The organism is Paenibacillus haidiansis (assembly GCF_036553665.1).
Classification (GTDB): domain Bacteria; phylum Bacillota; class Bacilli; order Paenibacillales; family Paenibacillaceae; genus Fontibacillus; species Fontibacillus haidiansis.
In genome coordinates this window covers 86,434-100,415 of the sequence record NZ_JAZHPZ010000004.1, presented here as the reverse complement: position 1 = coordinate 100,415, position 13,982 = coordinate 86,434, and the positions used below count along the sequence as shown (strand labels likewise).

Genomic DNA, 13,982 nt, shown 5'->3' with positions numbered 1-13,982 from the left:
TGCGGGGGTATTATTTTTGCGGAATTGCCTTCAGTATAGCGAGAGCGGAAGCGTCAGACCTTCAGTCAGCACTTGTGCAAAACGCTCCAGGAAGTCTTGATCCGCTTCGTCAAAGCGCCCCTTGAGCGGGCTGTCGATATCGAGCACGCCGAGCAGTTGCCCCTCTTTCACGAGCGGGACGACAATTTCACTGTTCGACGCCGCGTCGCAGGCGATATGGCCCGGGAAGGCGTGCACATCCTCGATCCGCAGCGTTTCCCTTTGCAGGGCGCTTGTGCCGCAGACGCCTTTGCCCATCGGAATGCGGATGCAGGCGGGTAGCCCATGGAACGGGCCAAGCACCAGCTCTTGTCCGTCAAACAGATAGAAACCTACCCAATTGATATCTTTCAAAAAGTAATGAAGAAGCGCGGAAGCGTTGGCCAGATTGGCGACCGCGCTTTTTTCCCCTTCGATCAGCGATTGAAGCTGGGACAGGACCGCGGTGTGCTGCTCTTCGCGCGTGCCTGTCAGTTCACCGGAATGAAACATGGCAGAGTAACCTCCTTTGATTGCTGTACAATAAATCATTATACTTGATTTCCCGCTGTTTCCGCCTACTTTGCGGAGGGTAATTTTTTATTGAAACAAACTGCTTACGACACCAGCGGGAAAGGGGAACTGTTAATGCGTGCGGATGTACAAAATTTGTTGATTCGGATTCGGATGCTCCATCAGGCGACAATCGAGGACCTCACCGTCAGCGATACGCTGCAACTGCTGGAGGCGCAAGGATATAAGGTGGGCGAACGCGAGGTGAAGCAGGAATTGGAGCGTTTGGCCGAAGACAATTTTCTTACCGCTCATGATGATGTGTATTCCGTAACCGGCGCGGGCATGGAAGAATTAAAGGAAATTCGCGCCGCTGTGGAGCGTTTGTGCGAGGCGGTGCGGCCGGACCGGCAACCCCGGGCTTAGCCCGCCCCGGAATGGGGCTCCCCGCCCTTAAGCGGGCAAAAGTAAGGACCTGTTGCGAATGGGATTTTCTAGCTGGATTTTTTACACCCTCCGACAAAGACTGATAATATTTTTAAAATTTGTAAAATATGTTTTTTGGCATCATTCGATACAATGGGCTCCAAGAAGATAAAGAAGGTGAAATTTATGGCCTATCCCTCCTTCAAGAACTTCAGCAGGACCCCGGGCCGCCAGAAGGTTAGTCTTGAATTGACGGAAATGATCGAACGTTTACGGTCGGAGCTGATGGTCGCCGCGGAAGATAACAGTTTTAACAGCGAAGCCGTGGTGGAATTGAGCCAGCGGTTGGACCATTATATAGTTATGGCGCAGAATCAAATGCTCGGCAGATAAGCCGGCCTTAGGTGGCTGCGGCGGGTTCCGCTTCATTTTGCAATGAGTAATATTCCTCCGAAAGACCCTCCATTCCGATTGCGGACTCAATCAAGGCATGAACTTCCTCGGCGTATCGTTTGGGGTTGACGCCATAGGCATTGGCGTGAACGGCCCCTTCCACCAATAATAGCCGCTTTGGCTCCGGCTTGCGTTCATACAATTCCATGCTCATATAGGTCGGTACGTAATTGTCTTTGGTTCCGTGCACAAACAGCACGGGCATCACACTGTGCCCCACCGCTTTAAGCGGGCTTACCTGTTCCATCCTGAACCCTGCCACGCGCTGCATTCTCCGGTTGACCAACCACAGAAGCGGAAATGTAGGAATCTTGTTCAATACCCTCATCTGGTGACGCATCAGCTTGGTGAGATCGGAATAAGGGCAGTCGGCCACAACGAATTTGACGCGGCGGTCCGCGATTCCGAGATACTCGAGCACCGTACCCCCGCCGAACGATTGTCCGTGCAGACCGATCACGCAATCCTCCCCGTATTGCTCCAATACCCACTGCACCCATGTCGCTACATCGTATTTTTCCATAAAGCCGTATGTGGTATATCGACCTTGGCTATTACCGTGCCGGCGCTGGTCGATCAGCAGTACGCTAAAGCCCTTCTGATCGAACATATCTATGTACTGGGCGGAAACGTAAAGGGATACCGTATATCCATGTACGATAATGACCCAGCGTTTATTCTCCGGATTGAATTCTAAAGCGTATCCGTAAAGTGTGAGTCCATCCTTCGAGGTCACTTGCACCTCTTTTTTCGCCAGATTGTCGAACCGTTCCCGGGAGTATACCCCTGTCGATTCCAAATATTCAAATATCCTTTCGGGTGGCTGCAGCTTCATTTGGGTGATCAGGCGAAAAGCGAATCCGGTCAGTCCCGCTGTAAGCAGGAGCAACAGCAGCGCGGCGAGAATTAGAATTGTCAACATCAGCAGGTGCATGCCTCCTTGCTTTCGCGCAATATATATTCATATTATCACCAAGAAGGATGTTAATATCACGGACACGGCCTGATTCGCGGCGAATCCCCGTTGTATCGCGGCGGCGTAAAAGCTTTGACGTCCGGCCCGCTTATGTGATTATATAAGTGAACGGGATTTCATGCCCAAGGCTTCATACGGCAGGGGGGAAAACGATGTATAAATGCGGCGGTGAAATACCGGTGCTCGAGAGCGAAAGACTGCGTCTTAGACGGATGGACCGGGGGGATGCCCGCGAATTACACCGGTATTGGAGCGATCCGGAGGTTACCAAGTATATGAATATTCCCCCATTTTCCTCGGTGGAAGATACCTGCGAAATGATCGACCTGCTTAACGGGCTCGCCGAAAGCGAGGATGCGCTGCGCTGGGGAATCGAGTTAAAAGAAAGCGGAAGACTGATCGGGAGTTGCGGATTTAATGTATGGGAGCTTGCCGGGGCTTACCGGGGAGAAATCGGTTATGATCTCGGGCGCAAATATTGGGGACGGGGTTATATGTCCGAGGCTTTGCGGATGGTGCTGGCCTTCGGCTACGGGACGATGGGCCTTAACCGCATCGAAGCGCTGGTCGATCCGAGAAACGCGGCGTCCCGCTCGCTGCTCCGGTCTTTTGGCTTCCGCGAGGAGGGATTGCTCCGGGAGTATCAGAAGACCGAGATCGGGTTTGTCGATTTGTTGATGTATGCTTTGTTAAAACGGGAATATGTTCCCGACAAAACGGACGAAACGGTCGAACCTGGGAGGGGGCGTTTAACTTGAAAAAAAAGCATGTTCCCTTGCTGACGCTCGATCCGCTCAGCAAGCTGGTTTCCTTGTTTTGCGCCGCTTTGTTGGCGATGCATTGGGACGAGCCGCTGCCGCTGGTCGTCATGCTTGTGGCACTTATGCTTATTGCACGGTATGGAGGGGGAGTAAGCTCCGGCAAACTGATGGCAAGGCTGCGGCAAATCGCCTGGTTCGGGCTGCCTTTGTTTGTGCTGACGGCGCTCGCGGTCCCCGGCGGACCGGCCGTTATCGAGTGGGGCCCGTTTCGCCTGTCGGGAGAGGCGTTATCCTATGCCGCGGCGGTGACGCTGAGGGTGGCTTGCCTGTTTCTGTCCTCCCTGATTTATATTGAAACGACGGACCCGCAGGATTTCGTAACGATGATGACGGTGTCGTTAAAGCTGCCCTATCGCTTTGCCTTCGGCATATCGATGGCGCTGACATTTCTTCCGCTGCTGGAGGCGGAGGGGAAAAGCGCGGCTGAAGCCCGCAAAATCCGGTACGGCCGGAGGCCGCGCGGTCCCGGTGAACGCCTGCGGGCATGGCGTGGAAACCTAGTCGCGGTATTTGCCGGAGCGGTTCGGCGGGTGGAGCATACCGCGGGCTCGATGGAAGCCAAAGGATTCGGCGCTTACAAAGCCCGCACCTTTTTGCGTCAGGTCAAGGTAACCGCCGAAGGCTATGCGCTAATGATCGGGAGTATCGCAGCCACGGCCGGGTTATGGTTTATATAAGTCCCCGTAAAAAGGGCCTTGACGAATTCTAATTGTCAACCTATAGTTATGGACAAGGTTGACAATTAGATTGGGATGGAGGAGCAACAAATGAAGGATCAAGAACGAAAAGGAGTTTCCGTTTTCAAAGCGTTCACCACGCTGGATATTGTGCTGATGGCGATGCTGGCCGCCGCCAACGCCGTCATGACCGTATTCCTCTCACAGCTAAATCAGGTGCTTAACGGCATCGGCGGACCGATCGCCACTTCTACGATAACCGGATTATATATGATCTATGGGCTTCTGGCTTATTACATAATTCGAAAGCCGGGAACGGCGGTGATCACCTTCGGGATCGGCGCGGTCGTTCAGGCGTTTATGGGATCGGCTTACGGAATCGCTTCCTGCTTTGTGGCCGCCGCCTGCTATATTGTCGTGGCGGAGGCCGTGTTTGCGCTCGTTCGCTACAGAAAATGGAGCCTGCCTGTCATGCTTCTGGCAGGGGGCGCCATGGTGCCGATTTGGTTTTTCTTTGCGGCCTTGATGTTCGGATATATCAAATGGGGAACGGATATCCTGCTAATCGCCCTTGTGGTCCGCATTCTAAGCGGGGTGGTGCTATGCGGTCTGCTGACCAAGCTGCTTGGCGACGCACTGGCACGCAGCGGGCTGCTGCGGCGGTTTGCCGTTGTTAAGCGGGAGGCTCAAGGTTAATGCGGGACAAGCGGCCGTCATCCGGGAATATCGCATCGGGGAATAGCGGCGTTCCAGCCATATTTCTTCAGGATGTGATTTATGCCTATGAACCTGACGCCCGCCCGGCTGTCGAAGGAATCTCGCTTGTAATCGGAGCCGGGGAGTGGGTGACGATCGCCGGGCCGAGCGGCAGCGGCAAGTCGACCTTGGCCGGGCTGCTGAGCGGGTATTTGCCGCGGGCGGGTGGAGGCGTTCGCGAGGGCAGGCTCACGGTACACGGACTTGATCCGGCGTCCGCGGGAATCGCGGAATTGGCGAAGGCCATCGGGACCGTGTTTCAGGACCCGGACGCCCAGCTTGTCCGGGGGCGGGTGGAAGATGAGGCCGCGTTCGGGCCGGAAAATCTTTGCCTCCCGGCGGAAACGGTCGAACGCCGGGTGGCCGCCGCTCTGCAGGACGTGGACTTGCTGGAGCGGCGGCGGGACAGCGTGCACGAGCTGTCCGGCGGGGGCCGCCAGCGCGCCGCGATCGCGTCCGTGCTGGCACTTGCGCCGCGGGTGCTCGTGCTCGACGAGGCGGCGGCGAGCCTTGACGCCGGGGGCCGCCGGCGTCTGGCGGCGCTCCTGCGCGGCCTTCACCAGTCGGGCGTCACGCTGGTGACGGTCACGGGGCGGCTCGACGAGCTCGCCCTTGCCGCGCCGCGACTGGTCGTGCTGGCCGAGGGCCGCATCGCGGCGGACGGCCCGGCGCCGGAGCTGCTGCGCGAGCGGCGGCCGCTGCTGAGCGGCCTCGGGCTGCTGCCGGCTCTGCCTCGCAGCAGCCGGTCCGCGGTCCTCACCGGCGCACCGTCTCCGGAGCCCGCCGAGCCAACCCCGCCGCCGCTGCTGGACATCCGCGGCCTCTCCTTCGCCTACGGCGCGCCGAAGCCGCGCCGCCGCCCGCGCCGCAATCGGACGCCGGAGCCCACCGGGTCCCCGGTGCTGCAAGATGTGCATATGCGGGTGCGCGCAGGCGAATGGCATATGCTTTGCGGAGACAACGGCTCCGGCAAAACAACGATCTCCCGGCTCGTGCTGGGACTGGAAACCCCGCCGCCCGGAACGGTGTTCTGGCGGGGGCGGGACGCCTCGGAGCTGTCGCTCTACGAACTTGCGGCGGACATTGGCTATGTCTTTCAGCATCCCGAGCAGCAATTCGTCGCCGCCACGGTGCTGGACGAGCTGCTGTTCGGCCCGCGCAGCGCCCTCAGGCTCCGCCCTAAAGACAAGACGCCGGAGCCGCTTCTCCGGCAGGCCCAGGAATGGCTCGGGCTCATCGGCCTGGAGGGGCGGGAGCAGGAATCGCCGTACCTGCTTAGCGGCGGGGAGAAACGCCTGCTGAGCGCGGCGGCGGGATTGGCCGCCGGAAGGAAGCTGATCCTGCTCGACGAGCCGACGGCCGGTACGGACTACGCGGGTGCGTCCGTGCTCGCCGGGCTTTGCCGAAAAGCGGTGGCGGCAGGAACCGCACTGATCATGATCACGCATGAACCTGAGTATTTTGCCGGGGAAGACACGATCGTGTGGAATCTCTCCGGCGGCGTTTTGCGGGCAAAATCATAGATCCATGATCCAAGAACAGCAAGCCCCGGGGCTTATGCCCAAGCGGTTTGCTGTCTTTCTTTTTACAGAGGCTTCTTATATAATGATGTCTTATGAGTGTCCGCTACATAGAGAAAGGATGTCATTATTTTGGGTACTGCATTAAAGCGAAATTATATTTTAATCGGGTTGCTGTTGTCCACGTTTCTCGCTGCGATTGAAGGAACGGTTATCGGTCCGGCCGGGCCGAGAATCGTCGGCGACCTCGGCGGCGTCGAGCTGCTCAGCTGGGTGTTTACCGCCTATTTATTGACTATGGCCGTAACGACGCCGATTTTTGGCAAAATCAGCGATTTGTACGGAAGAAAGCCGGTATTCGTTATCGGTTCCGTGCTGTTTCTGGCCGGTTCAATGCTCTGCGGGTTCGCGCAAAGCATGGAGCAGCTGATCCTGTTCCGCGCGATCCAGGGGATCGGGGCGGGCGGCTTGACCCCGGTTACCTTCACCATTATCGGAGATATTTATTCGATCGAAGAACGGGCGAAGGCCCAAGGGTTGATCAGTTCGGTTTGGGGGATATCCTCTTTGATCGGACCGCTGCTCGGCGGTTATTTCGTGGATTCGCTGAACTGGCGCTGGGTATTCGGCTTTAATATTCCGTTCGGCCTGGTGTCGCTTGTCTTTATCATCAAATATTTAAAAGAAGATGTTCAAAAGCAAAAAGCCAAAATCGATATTGCCGGAGCCGTTACCTTTACCGTCGGAGTGACCGCGCTGCTGTTTGCATTGGCGACGGGAGGGCAGCAAATCCCTTGGGATTCGCCGCTGTTGATCGGCTTATTCGCTTTGGCGGCCTTATCGATCGTTGCGTTTTTTATCGTGGAAAAAAGGGCCGAAGAGCCGCTGGTGCCGTTAAAATTGTTCCGCATCCGGGATATCGCCTATTCCAACCTGGCGAGCCTGCTGGCCAGCGCCCTGTTGATCGGGCTTACCTCTTACCTGCCCCTGTGGGTGCAGGGTGTACTGGGCAAGAACGCCACCATTTCCGGCCTGGTGCTCGCCCCGATGTCGATCAGCTGGATGCTCGGTTCGGTCCTTGGTTCGCGCTGGATTGTCAGCCGCGGCTCGCGTCTGACTTCGTTGATCGGGATGCTGATTATCGCCGCAGGGGCCTTAGGGATGGCGTTTATTCATGAAGGGACGCCGCTGCTGTTCATGCTGATTTTTAACGCGCTGTACGGTATCGGCTTCGGTTTCTCGTTCGCCGTGTTTACGATCATCGCCCAATCGTCGGTCAACTACAATTTGCGCGGGGCCTCCAACGCCCTCAATTCGTTCATCAAGTCGATCGGGCAGACGATTGCCGTAACGGTGTTCGGCGCCTTGATCAACTACGGAATCGCTTCCCGTACAGCTCAGGGAACCGCCTCCGGGGTTCAGGTGTCTCAGGATGACATCAACAATCTGCTCTCGCCGGAGAAAGTCCATTTGCTGCCGAGGGAATTATGGGGCGAATTGAAGCATGTGCTGGGCGGAAGCCTGCATACTTTGTTCATTATAATGGCGGTACTGGCGGTTCTCGGCATCTTGTCGACGCTCGGTTTGCGCAGCAAAGCGCCCGAGCCTGAACCGGAAGAGGTATAAAACCCTGCCTTCCTCCGCACCATAACGGGAAAGGGGAGGTGTTAGTACAGTATGAATGAGGAATTGAGTCTGGACCAGAGCTCGCTCGTCCATGCCTGGCAGCAGCAATTGCCGGAATACTTGAATCCAGGGGACTCGGTAAAGGTCGAAGCCGACCGCGGGAACCCGCAGGGATTGCGTATTCACATCGATGCGGAGGGACGCCAGTATTATTCGTTCGACTTTGAATGCTCCTATATGGATCCGAGAGAAGTTCGCGTGGAATTGGTCGATGTGGAGAGGGACGGGGTCACGATCAATGAACGTAGCGAGAAAATTCAGGAGCTGACCGAGGACTATGTCCGCCATCTCCACGAATGCGCGCAGGCGCTGCACCGGATTACAAATCCCACTTAAAGAAAGCGAGGTCGCTCGGAATGACGAGAGCCAAAGGATTCCCCGGCGACAAAAACCTGGGAAATGTCGTTCACGATTTGGAGCAATCCCCCGTAAACAGCCACCAAGCGCAGCAGCTGCAGCAGGACGTGAATGACCGCCGCCACCATGACGCCCGTAATCATAATAAGGAAACGGATATGAATCCTTCACATTAGAACGAAACAAAAAAACGGCTTGATCAGAGGTCGAAAAACCCTTGATCGGCCGTTTTTTGCTTGTTATGACATCCTTATCGATTCCTGGACGATTATTTCCGGGCCAACGGGGCCAGCTTTTCGGCTTCCCGGCCCATTTTCTTGAGCAATTCGATCATCACTTGCTTCTCTTCGTCGTTAAGGCCGCTCAGCGCGTAGTTGATCCGCTCGGCAAATTCCGGATAGAGCTGGTCCATCAGTTCTTTACCCTTCGGCGTGAGCTCGGCGAAAATGACGCGCCGGTCGCGAGGGCATGGCGTGCGGTGCAAATAACCGGCCGACTCCAGCTTGTCTATAACGTAGGTGACATTGCCGCTTTGCAGCAGGAGCTTGGCCCCGATTTGCTGAATCGGCTGCGCGCCTTTGTAGTACAGCACTTCCATTACGGCGAAAGCCGTCGGATTGAAACCTTGTATTTTGCTTCCGGTTACGGCATGCTCGTTGACGCTTTTGAACGATTTGCTAAATACCCGGTATAGATGAAGTGACAAGTCGGTTCCGCGTTCTTCGGTTTTCAACATGTTCATCCCGCCTTATTCTATATTTTGACAGTGTTTAAAGTAGTTAGGATCATTGTTTTTATCTTAGACCACGGATTTTTTAAAAAAAATATAATTTATCACAATTATTCAGATTTTAATTTTTAAAAGTACTTTATTTTTCTCTATCCCCGGGCCTAGACGAATTTCATTCCCAGGGTCTTCCGACAATCGGGCATCCGGCGGATGTCCGGGATACACCGTTCATTTATGATTATCTCAAAAGATTAAAGTGAACAGGTGGATGATAAACATGGAGCAACAAACCCTCGGCGCTGAAAAAGGACTGCTGCACAACCGTTCCTATTTGGCCTTAATGGCTTCGCAACTGGTCTCCAATTTGGGAGACTGGCTGCACTTATTGGCGCTGTTGATGATGGTCGGACTAAAATGGAACGCCACACCTTGGCAGATCACGATGGTGATGCTCTCCGCCCTGCTGCCGATGCTGATAGGCGGGCCTTTCGCCGGGATGCTGGCGGACCGGCTGGAACGCAAAAAGCTGATGATCATCTCGGATCTGAGCCGGGTGCTCGTCGTGCTTGGGCTCGTCTTCGTGTCTCAGCTATGGCAGGTGTATGTCCTGATGGTCGCCAAAAGCGCGTTTGATGTGCTTTTTTACCCGGCAAAGAACGGCAAACTGAAGGAAATCGTAGCCCCGGAGCATATGGGAAAAGCCGTGTCTTACAGCGCGATCATCGAGCAGGGTACGAAAATTATCGGCCCGGCGGTGGGCGGGATGCTCGCCGTTACCGTCGGCATTTCCTCCTGCTTTATCATCGATGCGGCCTCCTTTCTGCTGTCCGCCGCCATTTTGTTCGGCGTTCCGGGTAAGCCCGCAGCCTCCGCGGATAAAATAAAAGAGGAGCCCGGCGGAACCAAACCGGGATTATGGCGGGAAATGGCCGACGGGATGAAGGTGATCGCGGGCATACCGATCATCTCCTTCGGGCTTTTGGCTATGGCGACGGGGCTGCTGGTCCTTCAAATAGCCGATTCGCAAACTGTTGTTCTGTTCCGCGATATTCCCGGCATGCCGGAAAATATGCTTGGATGGTGCATCACGCTAAGCGGTGTGGGTGCGCTGACGGCGGCCGGGATTTCCCAATTGCTTCGCCGCTGGTCCCCCTTGGCCAAGATGGGGTCCGGCGGTGCGATGCTGGGAATCGTCATGGGAGGGGCCGGGCTATTCGCTCTGTATGGTCCTTTCAACCAATTGGGCTATACGCTTGTGGCGCTGCTGTTTCTGTTGGCGGGCCTCGGGGCGGGAATGACGTTCATCCCCTTCCAGGTCGTCCTGCAGCAGCGGACGCCGGAAGCGCTGACCGGGCGGGTGTTCGGCACGGTTTCGAGCGTGACCTCGGTTTCTTCCGTCATCGGCCCGCTGTTTGGGGGATATCTCGTCACCGCGTTCGGCCCGTCCCCAGCTTTTATACTGTCGGGAGGCTTGATGGCGCTGATCGGCATGCTGCTGCTTTTGTTCATGCCGCTGATCATAAAGCGAGACAAGGATGCAGCCATCCCGGCCCAACAAGCGGCGGGCGCTTAGAAGAAGAAACTTTGACTTCGGCCGAAGCGTATATAAAAGAAACGGTACAACGGAAGGAAGCGAAGAGCACCATGGCGGAGACATTGCTGATTGCCGAGATTGAAGAAGCCGGTTATGAAGCAAGCAAACCGAAAATCGAACATATATCTCTTACGGTCAGGTCCGGCGTATTGACGGGCCTGATCGGCCCGAACGGGGCGGGGAAGAGCACGACGCTGAAGGCGATCCTCGGTCTGCTGCCGGATGCCAAAGCGAATATACATTTTACCGGAGATTCGGACAGGTACGCTTATGTCCCGGAGCATCCGGTTTTCTACGATACACTGACATTATGGGAGCATTTAAGCCTGGCCGCGGCCGTATACGGTATGGACGGGCAGGAATTCGAGCGCGAAGGCGGCCGCCTGCTGGAAAGATTCCGCATGAGCGGGGTACGGGATCATTTACCGGGCGGATTTTCGAAAGGGATGCGACAGAAGATGATGCTGATGATCGGCTTTCTGCTTAAGCCGGACGTATATATTGTGGACGAGCCCTTCATCGGGCTTGACCCCCGGGCGACCAAGGAATTTCTCGGTCTTTTGGAAGAGGAGCTGGACCGGGGGGCCGGCGTGTTGATGTGCACCCATGTCCTGGACACCGCGGAGCGGATTTGCGACGATTTCGTCATGATGTCGGACGGCCAGCTCGCCGCCGGCGGAACACTGGACGAGATCCGTCTGGCCGCGGGGCTGCCGGGCGCTTCCTTATTCGACTGCTTTGACGTTCTGACATGACGGCTGGAAGAAAGGGAGGCACGATGGGGAAGGGGAAAATAACACCTGACGCAGGAGTACGGCGGCTGTTTGTCAGAAGATGGAGCGACCATTTGCGCAAGCAGTTGTCCATCCTGCGTTTCACCTTTGACGGAGTCGTTTTGTTGTATATCGGAATTCCGACCGCGCTTTTGCTGGGGCGGACTTATTACGGACTGTGGCTGGAGGAGCTTCCGGCCTGGCTCTCGCGCATGCCGTTGGCCGCCTTGCCCGCCGCGTTTCTGATAATTCTCTACATACTGGGCGGGCTTCTGCTTTATATTGAAGCGGCCGATGTGCTTTTTCTCAGGCAGCGCCCGACATGGCTGCGCGGACTGATGATCCGCGGCGCGCTGGCGGGAATGCTTCGCAGCTTTGGAGGGATCGGGGCATGCTTTGCCCTGATCGCCCCGCTGCTGGTCCGCGTCTACGGCATGGACGGCTCCGCGATCGCGCTTGTGTTCGCCGTCACCTGCGGCGTCAAGGCCGTCCACCTGTTTGCGGACAATCTGATTCGCGTCGCCTGGTCCGGCTGGCGGCAGAAGGCGTTGCTCACGGCTACGATGGGCCTGATCGCCTGCGGCTTCACGTTCTGGACGGTCACGTGGAACGGCCTCCCAGCTTCAGCCTTTGCGGCGCTTGCCGTGAGCCTGGTTCTGGCGGGCTTCCTCGCCTGGCGGCGATTCCGCCTGCGGGGCAGATTCGACGCCGAAATCCGCGAGGAGGAGCGGCGAAAGACGGCGCTGACCGGCGTTTTGTTGTCGGGCGCGGTCGATCGCCCGCCGAAGCCTCGGTCCCGCTCCTGGCTGTTCCGCCGCAGCGGCCGGTTGCTCCGCTCGGCGAAGCCCGAGGCCATCATCGCGGAATCGTTGTTCAAATCTTTCTTTCGCGGCCCGGAAGTAAAGCTCTATTGGCAATTTACGCTGTTCGGCTGCGCCGCGGTTTACTTTCCGGTTTACCCGGTCAACCTGATCGTATATGCGGCCTTACTGTTGCTGATGGCTTACTGGCTGAACGGTCACCGCCGGGCTTTCCTGGCCCGCGACCTGATGACGATCCTGCCGCTTACGGAGGATACCGAATACCGCAGCGCCGCGCCGGCGATGAGATTGCTGCTGTATCCCGGGGTCATCGCGCTTACGGTAGCGTTTGGCGCTTCCGTGCATCCATCCTGGTGGGGGATTCTGGCCGCCGTTCCCGCGGGCTTTCTCATCGCCCGGGCGGCCGGGTCAATGTGGCAGCTGTTCTTGGGCGGCGCCTTGCGGCGCAGGCGGGGGATATAACTATAATTCCCCGCGCGCAGCTTTCGCGGCGTGGTGACCCGCCGTATACCCGGTCGAGAAAGCCGCGGTAATATTGTATCCGCCGGTATAACCGTGAATATCCAGCACCTCGCCGGAGAAAAACAAGCCGGACTTCAGCTTGGAGCCCATCGTCTTCGGGTTGATTTCCTTTAAATTCACGCCGCCGCCGGTGACGAACGCCTCTTCAAAGGGCCGGGTGCCCGTAACCTGAATTTTAAACTCCCGGGCCGAGGCCACAAATTCGCGCCAAGGCTCCTTGGGGAGCTGCTCGTAGGTCGTTTCGCCCGGCAGCCCGGCTCTATCGAACAAGAGCGGAAGCAGGCGTTCCGGGATCGTTCCTTTCAGTACATTTTTGAGCGCCTTTTTCGGCTCGGCCGCGGCCAGCTTGCGCAAAAAGGCATCCAGATCGTCCATGGAACGGTCCGGGAACAGATTGACGGCCATCGTCACTTCGGCGACGCCGAACTTCTTCTTGACGCTGCGGATGAACCCGCTGCACCGCAGCGCGATGGGACCCGAGAGGCCGAAGTGGGTAAAGATCATGTCGCCGCGGTGCGAAATCACGGCCTTGCCCTTCGGGTCAAGCACGGACAGCTTGACATCGCGCAGCGACAGGCCCTGAAGCTCCCGGTTTACAATGAATTTCTCCTTCGAGACGATCGGCACCTCGGTCGGATACAGCTCCGTAATGCTGTGCCCGGCGGCAACGGCCCAAGGGTAGCCGTCCCCGGTCGACCCCGTGTGGGGAACGGATTTGCCCCCGGTGGCGATCACGACCGAATTCGCACCAAGCCGCTCGCCGTTTGCAAGAATTACTCCTTCGACGCTCTCCGCCCCGTATACGACCTCTTGAACGGGATGGTGGGTCAACAGTTCGACCCCCAGCGACCTCGCTTTGCCGACCAGGGCATCGACGACGGTTTTGGCTTTATCCGATACCGGAAACATCCGCCCGTTGTCCTCTTCCTTGAGCGCGATCCCCAGGTTTTCAAAAAAGGCGATAATATCCCGGTTGCCGAACAAAGTGAAGGCGCTGTACAGAAACCGGCCGCCGCCGGGAATATATGCGATCAGCTCGTCGATCTCTTTGACGTTCGTCACATTGCAGCGCCCGCCGCCGGAAATGCCGAGCTTGCGTCCCAGCTTGTCCCCTTTATCCAGCAGGGCAACCTTCGTGCCCTGTTCCGCTGCGGCGATCGCCGCCATCAGGCCGGAAGGTCCGCCTCCGATCACGATAACCTCGTATTTTCTCACTCGTTTAACTTCCTTTCGATTTGTACTTTTTTCACAATTTAACTTCTTTTCATTTCTCTAAAATAAGAAATATTGTAAAACTTTGTCGCCTATGATTTAATTCAGATTAGGATGTATTCTCCGC

Annotated in this window: 16 protein-coding genes; 12 read left to right on the top strand and 4 right to left on the bottom strand. The window is 56.8% G+C overall.

The window, feature by feature from the left end; translation table 11 throughout:
* Positions 1 to 30: 30 nt before the first annotated feature.
* A complete protein-coding gene (locus V3851_RS10105; protein ID WP_331846416.1) occupies positions 31 to 531 on the bottom strand; it encodes a GAF domain-containing protein in 501 nt (166 codons plus the stop codon).
* Positions 532 to 666: 135 nt separating this feature from the next.
* Between V3851_RS10105 and V3851_RS10100 the strand changes: the two genes are divergently transcribed.
* Together V3851_RS10100 and V3851_RS10095 are read left to right on the top strand one after the other, a co-directional pair.
* A complete protein-coding gene (locus V3851_RS10100; protein WP_331846691.1) occupies positions 667 to 957 on the top strand; it encodes a hypothetical protein in 291 nt (96 codons plus the stop codon).
* A gap of 186 nt (positions 958 to 1,143) precedes the next feature.
* Entirely contained in the window at positions 1,144 to 1,350 is a 207-nt protein-coding gene (locus tag V3851_RS10095; RefSeq protein WP_331846415.1) for an aspartyl-phosphate phosphatase Spo0E family protein, read from the top strand.
* A gap of 7 nt (positions 1,351 to 1,357) precedes the next feature.
* Here the strand turns inward: V3851_RS10095 and V3851_RS10090 are convergent, their stop codons facing one another.
* On the bottom strand, positions 1,358 to 2,332 hold the full coding sequence (locus tag V3851_RS10090; protein WP_331846414.1) for an alpha/beta hydrolase: 975 nt from the start codon (positions 2,330 to 2,332) through the stop codon (positions 1,358 to 1,360).
* 206 nt (positions 2,333 to 2,538) lie between these two features.
* On the opposite strand from V3851_RS10090, the gene V3851_RS10085 reads away from it, so the two are divergent.
* The 7 genes from V3851_RS10085 (at position 2,539) to V3851_RS10055 (ending at position 8,379) form a co-directional block, all read left to right on the top strand.
* A complete protein-coding gene (locus V3851_RS10085) occupies positions 2,539 to 3,144 on the top strand; it encodes a GNAT family N-acetyltransferase (RefSeq protein WP_331846413.1) in 606 nt (201 codons plus the stop codon).
* A complete protein-coding gene (locus V3851_RS10080; protein ID WP_331846412.1) occupies positions 3,141 to 3,884 on the top strand; it encodes an energy-coupling factor transporter transmembrane component T family protein in 744 nt (247 codons plus the stop codon). Before V3851_RS10085 ends, V3851_RS10080 begins: the two co-directional genes overlap by 4 nt.
* A gap of 90 nt (positions 3,885 to 3,974) precedes the next feature.
* A complete protein-coding gene (locus tag V3851_RS10075; RefSeq protein ID WP_331846411.1) occupies positions 3,975 to 4,580 on the top strand; it encodes an ECF transporter S component in 606 nt (201 codons plus the stop codon).
* Positions 4,580 to 6,163: an ABC transporter ATP-binding protein gene (locus V3851_RS10070; protein WP_331846410.1), complete on the top strand. Its 1,584-nt coding sequence runs from the start codon at positions 4,580 to 4,582 to the stop codon at positions 6,161 to 6,163. Before V3851_RS10075 ends, V3851_RS10070 begins: the two co-directional genes overlap by 1 nt.
* A gap of 129 nt (positions 6,164 to 6,292) precedes the next feature.
* Positions 6,293 to 7,786, top strand: coding sequence for an MDR family MFS transporter (locus V3851_RS10065; RefSeq protein WP_331846409.1), 1,494 nt, complete (start codon positions 6,293 to 6,295; stop codon positions 7,784 to 7,786).
* Between the two features lie 51 nt (positions 7,787 to 7,837).
* Positions 7,838 to 8,182: a hypothetical protein gene (locus V3851_RS10060; RefSeq protein WP_331846408.1), complete on the top strand. Its 345-nt coding sequence runs from the start codon at positions 7,838 to 7,840 to the stop codon at positions 8,180 to 8,182.
* Between the two features lie 20 nt (positions 8,183 to 8,202).
* Positions 8,203 to 8,379 carry a hypothetical protein gene (locus V3851_RS10055; protein WP_331846407.1) on the top strand — a complete coding sequence of 59 codons (177 nt, stop codon included), beginning with the start codon at positions 8,203 to 8,205 and terminating at the stop codon, positions 8,377 to 8,379.
* Positions 8,380 to 8,471: 92 nt separating this feature from the next.
* On the opposite strand, the gene V3851_RS10050 is transcribed toward V3851_RS10055, so the two are convergent.
* Positions 8,472 to 8,939, bottom strand: a complete 468-nt coding sequence (locus V3851_RS10050) for a MarR family winged helix-turn-helix transcriptional regulator (RefSeq protein ID WP_331846406.1) — start codon at positions 8,937 to 8,939, stop codon at positions 8,472 to 8,474.
* A 271-nt stretch (positions 8,940 to 9,210) separates the two neighbouring features.
* On the opposite strand from V3851_RS10050, the gene V3851_RS10045 reads away from it, so the two are divergent.
* The 3 genes from V3851_RS10045 (at position 9,211) to V3851_RS10035 (ending at position 12,583) form a co-directional block, all read left to right on the top strand.
* Positions 9,211 to 10,506: an MFS transporter gene (locus tag V3851_RS10045; RefSeq protein WP_331846405.1), complete on the top strand. Its 1,296-nt coding sequence runs from the start codon at positions 9,211 to 9,213 to the stop codon at positions 10,504 to 10,506.
* A gap of 71 nt (positions 10,507 to 10,577) precedes the next feature.
* Complete coding sequence (locus V3851_RS10040; protein WP_331846404.1) at positions 10,578 to 11,282, top strand: ABC transporter ATP-binding protein; 705 nt, start codon at positions 10,578 to 10,580, stop codon at positions 11,280 to 11,282.
* A gap of 23 nt (positions 11,283 to 11,305) precedes the next feature.
* A complete protein-coding gene (locus tag V3851_RS10035; RefSeq protein ID WP_331846403.1) occupies positions 11,306 to 12,583 on the top strand; it encodes an ABC transporter permease in 1,278 nt (425 codons plus the stop codon).
* Here V3851_RS10035 and V3851_RS10030 read toward each other — a convergent pair whose 3' ends face one another.
* Positions 12,584 to 13,858 carry a BaiN/RdsA family NAD(P)/FAD-dependent oxidoreductase gene (locus V3851_RS10030; RefSeq protein ID WP_331846402.1) on the bottom strand — a complete coding sequence of 425 codons (1,275 nt, stop codon included), beginning with the start codon at positions 13,856 to 13,858 and terminating at the stop codon, positions 12,584 to 12,586.
* Between the last annotated feature and the right edge of the window lie 124 nt (positions 13,859 to 13,982).

Excerpts from the sequence above, each read along its gene's own strand:
- V3851_RS10105 (WP_331846416.1), bottom strand. The coding sequence starts at position 531 with ATGTTTCATTCCGGTGAACTGACAGGCACGCGCGAAGAGCAGCACACC.
- V3851_RS10100 (WP_331846691.1), top strand. The coding sequence starts at position 667 with ATGCGTGCGGATGTACAAAATTTGTTGATTCGGATTCGGATGCTCCAT.
- V3851_RS10095 (WP_331846415.1), top strand. The coding sequence starts at position 1,144 with ATGGCCTATCCCTCCTTCAAGAACTTCAGCAGGACCCCGGGCCGCCAG.
- V3851_RS10090 (WP_331846414.1), bottom strand. The coding sequence starts at position 2,332 with ATGTTGACAATTCTAATTCTCGCCGCGCTGCTGTTGCTCCTGCTTACA.
- V3851_RS10085 (WP_331846413.1), top strand. The coding sequence starts at position 2,539 with ATGTATAAATGCGGCGGTGAAATACCGGTGCTCGAGAGCGAAAGACTG.
- V3851_RS10075 (WP_331846411.1), top strand. The coding sequence starts at position 3,975 with ATGAAGGATCAAGAACGAAAAGGAGTTTCCGTTTTCAAAGCGTTCACC.
- V3851_RS10070 (WP_331846410.1), top strand. The coding sequence starts at position 4,580 with ATGCGGGACAAGCGGCCGTCATCCGGGAATATCGCATCGGGGAATAGC.
- V3851_RS10060 (WP_331846408.1), top strand. The coding sequence starts at position 7,838 with ATGAATGAGGAATTGAGTCTGGACCAGAGCTCGCTCGTCCATGCCTGG.
- V3851_RS10055 (WP_331846407.1), top strand. The coding sequence starts at position 8,203 with ATGACGAGAGCCAAAGGATTCCCCGGCGACAAAAACCTGGGAAATGTC.
- V3851_RS10050 (WP_331846406.1), bottom strand. The coding sequence starts at position 8,939 with ATGTTGAAAACCGAAGAACGCGGAACCGACTTGTCACTTCATCTATAC.
- V3851_RS10045 (WP_331846405.1), top strand. The coding sequence starts at position 9,211 with ATGGAGCAACAAACCCTCGGCGCTGAAAAAGGACTGCTGCACAACCGT.
- V3851_RS10040 (WP_331846404.1), top strand. The coding sequence starts at position 10,578 with ATGGCGGAGACATTGCTGATTGCCGAGATTGAAGAAGCCGGTTATGAA.
- V3851_RS10035 (WP_331846403.1), top strand. The coding sequence starts at position 11,306 with ATGGGGAAGGGGAAAATAACACCTGACGCAGGAGTACGGCGGCTGTTT.